Origin of the sequence: Kitasatospora sp. NPDC058965 (genome assembly GCF_042741245.1) — a bacterium.
Classification (GTDB): Bacteria; Actinomycetota; Actinomycetes; order Streptomycetales; family Streptomycetaceae; genus Kitasatospora.
Genome location: NZ_JBHYKG010000293.1, coordinates 4,526 through 10,598, shown reverse-complemented (window position 1 = coordinate 10,598; position 6,073 = coordinate 4,526). Strand labels below are relative to the sequence as shown.

General features: G+C 76.7%; 7 protein-coding genes. 3 read left to right on the top strand and 4 right to left on the bottom strand.

Annotation, left to right across the window (positions count from 1 at the left end; translation table 11 throughout):
- Positions 1-17 precede the first annotated feature (17 nt).
- Both ACFW1A_RS32815 and ACFW1A_RS32810 read right to left on the bottom strand, forming a co-directional pair.
- Positions 18-914, bottom strand: coding sequence for an alkaline phosphatase family protein (locus ACFW1A_RS32815; protein WP_380415418.1), 897 nt, complete (start codon positions 912-914; stop codon positions 18-20).
- 260 nt (positions 915-1,174) lie between these two features.
- On the bottom strand, positions 1,175-1,819 hold the full coding sequence (locus ACFW1A_RS32810; protein WP_380415414.1) for a hypothetical protein: 645 nt from the start codon (positions 1,817-1,819) through the stop codon (positions 1,175-1,177).
- A 237-nt stretch (positions 1,820-2,056) separates the two neighbouring features.
- Between ACFW1A_RS32810 and ACFW1A_RS32805 the strand changes: the two genes are divergently transcribed.
- Complete coding sequence (locus tag ACFW1A_RS32805; protein WP_380415411.1) at positions 2,057-2,911, top strand: universal stress protein; 855 nt, start codon at positions 2,057-2,059, stop codon at positions 2,909-2,911.
- Between the two features lie 28 nt (positions 2,912-2,939).
- Here ACFW1A_RS32805 and ACFW1A_RS32800 read toward each other — a convergent pair whose 3' ends face one another.
- Both ACFW1A_RS32800 and ACFW1A_RS32795 read right to left on the bottom strand, forming a co-directional pair.
- A complete protein-coding gene (locus ACFW1A_RS32800; RefSeq protein WP_380415409.1) occupies positions 2,940-3,575 on the bottom strand; it encodes a dihydrofolate reductase family protein in 636 nt (211 codons plus the stop codon).
- Positions 3,576-3,746: 171 nt separating this feature from the next.
- Positions 3,747-4,733: an Acg family FMN-binding oxidoreductase gene (locus tag ACFW1A_RS32795; RefSeq protein ID WP_380415406.1), complete on the bottom strand. Its 987-nt coding sequence runs from the start codon at positions 4,731-4,733 to the stop codon at positions 3,747-3,749.
- Between the two features lie 384 nt (positions 4,734-5,117).
- Between ACFW1A_RS32795 and ACFW1A_RS32790 the strand changes: the two genes are divergently transcribed.
- The gene (locus ACFW1A_RS32790) at positions 5,118-5,600 is read left to right on the top strand and encodes a DUF4395 domain-containing protein (RefSeq protein ID WP_380415404.1); all 483 of its coding nucleotides are present in this window, start codon (positions 5,118-5,120) and stop codon (positions 5,598-5,600) included.
- Complete coding sequence (locus ACFW1A_RS32785; RefSeq protein ID WP_380415402.1) at positions 5,597-6,025, top strand: TlpA family protein disulfide reductase; 429 nt, start codon at positions 5,597-5,599, stop codon at positions 6,023-6,025. The genes ACFW1A_RS32790 and ACFW1A_RS32785 overlap by 4 nt, the downstream gene beginning before the upstream one ends.
- Positions 6,026-6,073 lie beyond the last annotated feature (48 nt).

Here is a 6,073-nt window from a genome sequence, read left to right as displayed (position 1 = left end):
GACCTCAGGGTGCCGCGTCAGCGGGCCCAGATGTCGTCGATCGGGGCGCGCTGGGCGCTCTCGCCCAGGGCCGGCAGCGCGTACATGTCCTCCAGGGTGCGCAGCACCCGGTAGTGGTCCACGAGTTCGCCGTACGTGCCGGGGCGCACGCCCGCGCCGACGACCACGGTGGGGATGCGGTTGGTCGAGGTTCCCTCGTCCTCGTCCCAGGTGACGACGAGCAGGCTGTCGTGGCTGCGGGCCCAGGCGAGGTAGCCGTCGAGGTTGCTCCGCAGCCAGTCGTCGCCCTCCCGGACGCTGCCGTCGTGCATGTCGTGCTGCAGGTTCGGGACGACGAAGGAGACGGTCGGCAGTTGGCCGTAGTCGCTCGGCCACTGGGCCCAGGTGCGGCTGACCGTGCCGGGCAGCTCCGGGTAGTTGGCCCAGGGGGCGTGCTTGCGGGCGTAGTCTCCGCTGGTGCAGCCGGTGAAGCCGGGCACCGGCATCGACTCGGCGTAGCCGGCGAAGTCGAGGTGGGCCGCCAGCAGCTCCGAGGCCAGAGTGGCGCCGGAGTAGCGGTGCGGGCAGGAGTCGCCGGTCAGGCCCTGGGTCGACCCGGAGAACAGCGCGAGGTAGTTCGGCTGACTGGGGTGGGCCACCGCGTACGAGGCGCTGAACGAGGCGCCCTCGGCGGCGAGCGCGGTGAGGTACGGCGCGTCCGGACTGCCGAGGACCTGGTCGTGCGAGTGGTTCTCCTCGACGACCACCACCACGTGTGCGGGCCGGGGCACCGTGCCCGGCGCCGTCGCACCGGCACCGGACGCGCCCGCCTGGGCGGACAGCGACGCCGAGACCGAGGACGGTTCGGCGGGGCCGCCGGCCGAGCAGCCCGCGGCGACGACGGCAGCGACCAGGGCGCCGACGACCGCCGACACCCGTCGTGTCCTGCTGGTGGAGACCGATCCCACGCCGCTCCCTCCGGGCCCGGGCGGGCGACGTGACCTGCGCCGCCGCGATGACCGCCGGACACCTCCGACCCTAGTGATGACCGCCGGACACCTCCGACCCTAGTGCAGCGTGCCCGTGGGCTGCGGGTTGACGGTCCGTCACGCGGTGGACGGCGGGCCTCGGCACACCTGGCGACCGGCGCACCGGCGTCACGACGCTGGCGGCCCCGGGACCGGACGCCCGCGGCTCACGCCTGCCCCGTCCCCGGGCGGGGACGGTGGCGGCCGGACCAGCTCGGCTCGACCAGCTCCCAGTCGGCGTCCCAGTCCCGGTCGGCGCGCCGGTCCAACGCGCGCCGCCGCAGGCTGAACCCGGCGTCGGTGAGCATCCAGCCGGCCAGCAGCGTGGTGCTGCCGAGCAGCAGCGCGTTGGCGAGCGGGCCGCCGACGTCCTGCGGTGCCACGGGGTTGCCGTGGTCGTCCAGGACCGCGGTCACGGTCGCGCCGCTGGGCGTGCCGATCGGGACGGTGACCAGGCCGCTCCCCCGGCCGGTCGGCGGGTAGGTCCACACGGCCGGCGCCTGGGCCCGGCCGTTCAGCGCCGGGTCGGAGCTGGCGACGGCCGCGTCGGTGGTGGTCGCGCTGACCCGGTGGCGGTGGGCCTGCAGCTGCCGGTCCTGCGCCTGCCCGGAGCGCAGCACGGTCACGCCGACCAGGACCGCCACCGCCACCGAGGCGACGACCGCGAACACCAGGGCCAGCAGCAGCCTGCTGCGCGAGCGGTCCAGCCGGCGGCAGAGCGGGTTCCGCTCCCGCCCGATCGCCCGGCGCAGCTCGGCCAGCGCGGGCGTGCGGGGTGTCGACGGCCGGCCTGGTGCGGATGCGGCGGACATGGCTCAGCTCCTCGCTCCCGGACAGCTCAGCTGCACACCTTCCAGTGTGGCGACCCCGGGCCCGGTTCGCGCAGGGCCTGCCGGGACCCGCGGCAGGGCCGGTCGGCCCAAGGTCGCCGGGCGGGGCTGCCTGGCTGGGCTGCCCGGCAGGGCGGCGCGGGCGCCCGCCCGCACGCGCGACCGGCCCGCAGTGCGCACGATGGAAGGACCGGACCACGGAGGTGCGCTGTGGACAGGATGATCGTCGTCGGATTCGACACCTCGCAGCCGAGCCTGGCCGCCACCGACTGGGCCGCCCGCGAGGCGGCCCGCCGGGACCTGCGGCTCGAACTGCTGCAGGCCTGGCCCTGGGGCCCCGACAAGCCGCTGGGCACCGGCCAGGCCGAGCGCTGGGCGCGCCAGCAGCTCGCCGAGCGGGCGGAGGCGGTCCGCGCCGCGCACCCGGGCCTGGTGGTGGTCGCCACGCACGTGGAGGACGACGCGGTGGACGTGCTGACGGCGGCCACCGACCGGGCGGCGCTGCTGGTGCTCGGCTCACGCGGCCTCGGTCCGGTGCACGGGTTCCTGGTCGGCTCGGTGAGCCAGCGGGTGCTCGGCCGGGCCGGGTGCCCGGTGGTACTGGTCCGTGCGCCGTCCGGCCCGGCGGGCGAGGGCGTGATCATGGGCATCGACCTGGCCCACCCGTGCCGGGAGGTGCTGGCCTTCGCCTTCGAGACCGCCGCCTCGCGCGGTGCCCCGCTCACCGTGGTGCACGCCTGGCGCCCGCCGGCGGGCTCCGAGTACCTGCACTTCGACGCGGGCGGTGACCTGGACCCGGAGCTGGCGCAGGCCGAACTGCGCGGGCTGGAGGAGGCGGTGGCGCCCTGGCGGGAGCGGTACCCGGACCTGCCCTGCGCCACCGCCCTGCTGCGGGGCCACGCCGCGCTCACCGTGGTGGAGGCGGCGGCCGGGGCCGAGCTGCTGGTGGTCGGCGCCCGGCCGCGGCACCACGCGCTGGGCGCCCACCTGGGCCCGGTGACCCACGCGGTGGTGCACCACGTGGGCTGCCCGGTCGCGGTGGTGCCCTACGACCCGGCGCGGGCGGCGGACTGACCCGCGGGCGGTCGGGTCCCGCCGGGTGTCAGCCCTCGCCCCCGGCCTCGCGGTCGGGCGCGCCCATGTCCCCGGTGGCGGGGATGCCGTCGGCCAACCCGTAGCGCAGCAGCACCGTGCCCCGCGGACTGGCGACGGGCGGTTCGAGCAGCGTGAGGTTGGTGGGGACCGCGCCGCCGTCGAACACCTTCTTCCCGGTGCCGAGGACGATCGGGTGGACCCACAGGTCCAGGCGGTCGAACAGCTTCTCGCGCAGCAGGGTCTGCACCAGGTCGAGGCTGCCGACCACCTTCACGTGCTCGTGCCGGTCGCGGATTTCGCGCACCGCGGCGGCCAGGTCGGGCCCCAACTGCGTCGATCCGGCCCACGGGAGGTCGGGCTTGCCGCGCGAGGCCACGTACTTCGGGATGCTGTTGAAGAGCGCGGCGAAGGGGTTGTCCCCGGCCTTCGGCCAGTAGGCGGCGAAGATGTCGTACGTCCGACGGCCGAGCAGGAGTGCGTCGGTGCCTTCGTAGGCGGCGTCGACCTCGGCCCCGGCGACCTCGTCCATCAGCGGGACCTGCCAGCCACCGAAGCGGAAGCCCGCCGGGTCCTCCTCGGGGCCGCCGGGCGACTGCCCGACGAGGTCGAGGGTGGTGAACAGTGCGATGTGGATGAGGCCCACGGAGTGCTCCCGGTGAGTCGGTTGTCCTGTCGGGAAGGAAGACCGGTCGGGACGCGGGAACTCATCGGTCCGCCGCGACCCGACTGCTCGGCTCGATCATCTCCCGCGGACACCGGTGCGGGTCGGCACGGGTGGGTGTCGCGCTGCTCGGCCCTTAACCCTGCGGTGCGTCTAATCCTGCGGTGCGTCCAGGACGTCCGCGACGGCGCGGCGCGGGCTGGCGGCACCGGACGGGCCGTAGCCGAGCCGGAGCACCAGTTGGACGTGCGCCGGGCCGTCGGCGGGGTCGCGCAGGCGCCAGCGGGTGTCGGGGATCTCGACGGCCTGGTGCAGCACGGAGGCACGCAGGCCGTGGACGGTGGCGAGCAGCCAGACCCGTTCCATCGCCTGACCGGTGCGCAGCCAGTCCGCCCGACCGTCGAACCGGGTGGAGAGGACCGCCAGCTGGGGCAGTGCCTCGAAGCGCTCGGCCGGGGTCGCCCGGCGCGGCGGGTGCCCGGTGAAGCCGCGCATCGGCACCCGGGCGTCCCGGTCGTGGTCGCCCAGCGCCGCGAGCGGGATCCCGTCGCAGGACGGTTCCAGGCGCAGCCAGTGGCTGGTCTCGGCCTCCCGGGTGACGTCGGCGGCGATCCGGGCCTCGGCCTCGGCGGTGAGGGCGAGCACCCGGCGCACCCCGTCCTCCTCCAGCACGGTCAGCGTGACGCCCTCGGCCCGGGCGGCGGTGATCAGGTCGGCGACCAGTGCCTCGGGCACGTCCCGGTTGGCGAACGGGTGCCGGCTGGAATGGCGCGCCGCCACCGCGGTGTACAGGTCGACCCCGAACGGCGTCGGGGTGCGGGCCGGTTCGGCCAGGTCGAGGACGGCGCGCGGCTGTGCGTCGGGCCCGGCCGGGAGCAGCTGGTGGGCGGCCTCCCGACCCAGGTGGGCGGCGGCCACCCGCAGGTTGAACAGGGCCGCGCCGAGCGAGATGTGCAGCGCCCGGCCGTCGGGGTCCGCGGCCGGGACGGCCCGGTCCGGGTCGGCGTGGACCTCCAGGCCGCGCAGGTCGCCGGTCGGGCGGAAGCGCCACGGCTGGCTGTTGTGCAGCGAGGGCGCGAGGCCGCCCGCCCGCGCCAGGAACTGCAGGTCGGCGGTGCTGAGGACGGTTTCGGTGGTCATGATGGCGAACTCCTCGCTCCCGGCCGGGGAGCGCCGGTACTGCGAGCCTCCTCCGCCCGGGCCGGCCGGGCGAGGGTCCAACGGCCCTGACCGACCCGGCCGCGCGGCCCTCTCCGACCCGGCGGCTCCGACGTGCTGCCCGCCGGTGGACGTGGTGACCCCGGCCGCCGGTCGGACGGCGCCGTCCCGGCAGGTGGGCGCCGGTTGACCGGGCCCGGGGCGGCTGCTGCAATGGGCCGGTGCTCCCCGAGACGACGCTCCTGGTCACCCGGGCCCACATCGACTTCGGTCGGGTGTGGTCCGCCGCGTGTCGCTGACCGCGCACGCTCACCCCTGCCACCGCCGCAGGCACCAGGTCCGTCCGTCCAGTCCCGGAGTCCCGCCATGCCCCGTCCCGCTTCCGCGTCCGCCGCGACCGCCCCTGCCCCTGCCCCGCGCGTCGACCCGCGCGGACCGCGCTTCGCCGCCGTCCTGACCACGCTGGTCCTGCTCGCCGTCCTGGCCACCGGCAGCGGCGCGCTGCTCGCGGCGCAGGCCGCCGTGTTCGCCCTCGGGGCCGGGCTCGGGCTGCGCTTCTCACCGTACGGCTGGCTCTTCCGCACGCTCGTCCGGCCGCGGCTCGGGCCGCCGGCGGAGCTGGAGGACGAGCGGCCGCCCAGGTTCGCCCAGGCCGTCGGGCTCGCCTTCGCCGCCGTCGGCGCGGTCGGCTACCTCTCCGGCACCGGCTGGCTCGGCCTCGCCGCCACGGCCGCGGCCCTCGCGGCCGCCTTCCTCAACGCCGCGTTCGGCTACTGCCTCGGCTGCGAGGTCTACCTGCTCGCCGTGCGCGGCCGGGCCCGGGTGGGCCAGGGGGTGACGGCGCGGTGACCGACCCCACCGGCCTGCTGGTCGCCGCCGCCGTCCTGACCGCCGCGACCGTCTTCGGCCTGCTCCGCTCCCGCCGCGACGGCCGCCTGCGCGCGGCCCGCCGGCACACCGCACTGCGCCTGTCCGCAGCCGAGTTGGGCGCCTCGCTCGGCGACCGGGCGACCCTCGTCCAGTTCTCGACCTCGTTCTGCGCGACCTGCCCGGGCACCCGCCGCCTGCTCACCGAGCTGGCCTCGACCACCCCGGGCGTCCGCCACGTGGAGATCGACGCCGAGGCCCGCCTCGACCTGGTCCGCCGCGCCGACGTGCTGCGCACCCCCACGGTCCTGGTCCTCGACCCCACCGGCCACGTCGTCCGCCGCGCCTCCGGCCCGCCCTCGCGCGCCGAGGTCCTGTCCGCCGTGGAGCTGGCGACGGCGTCCTGACCGCCCCGCCGCGACCGGCGGCCCGGCGGGGTGGACGGCCGAGCCCCT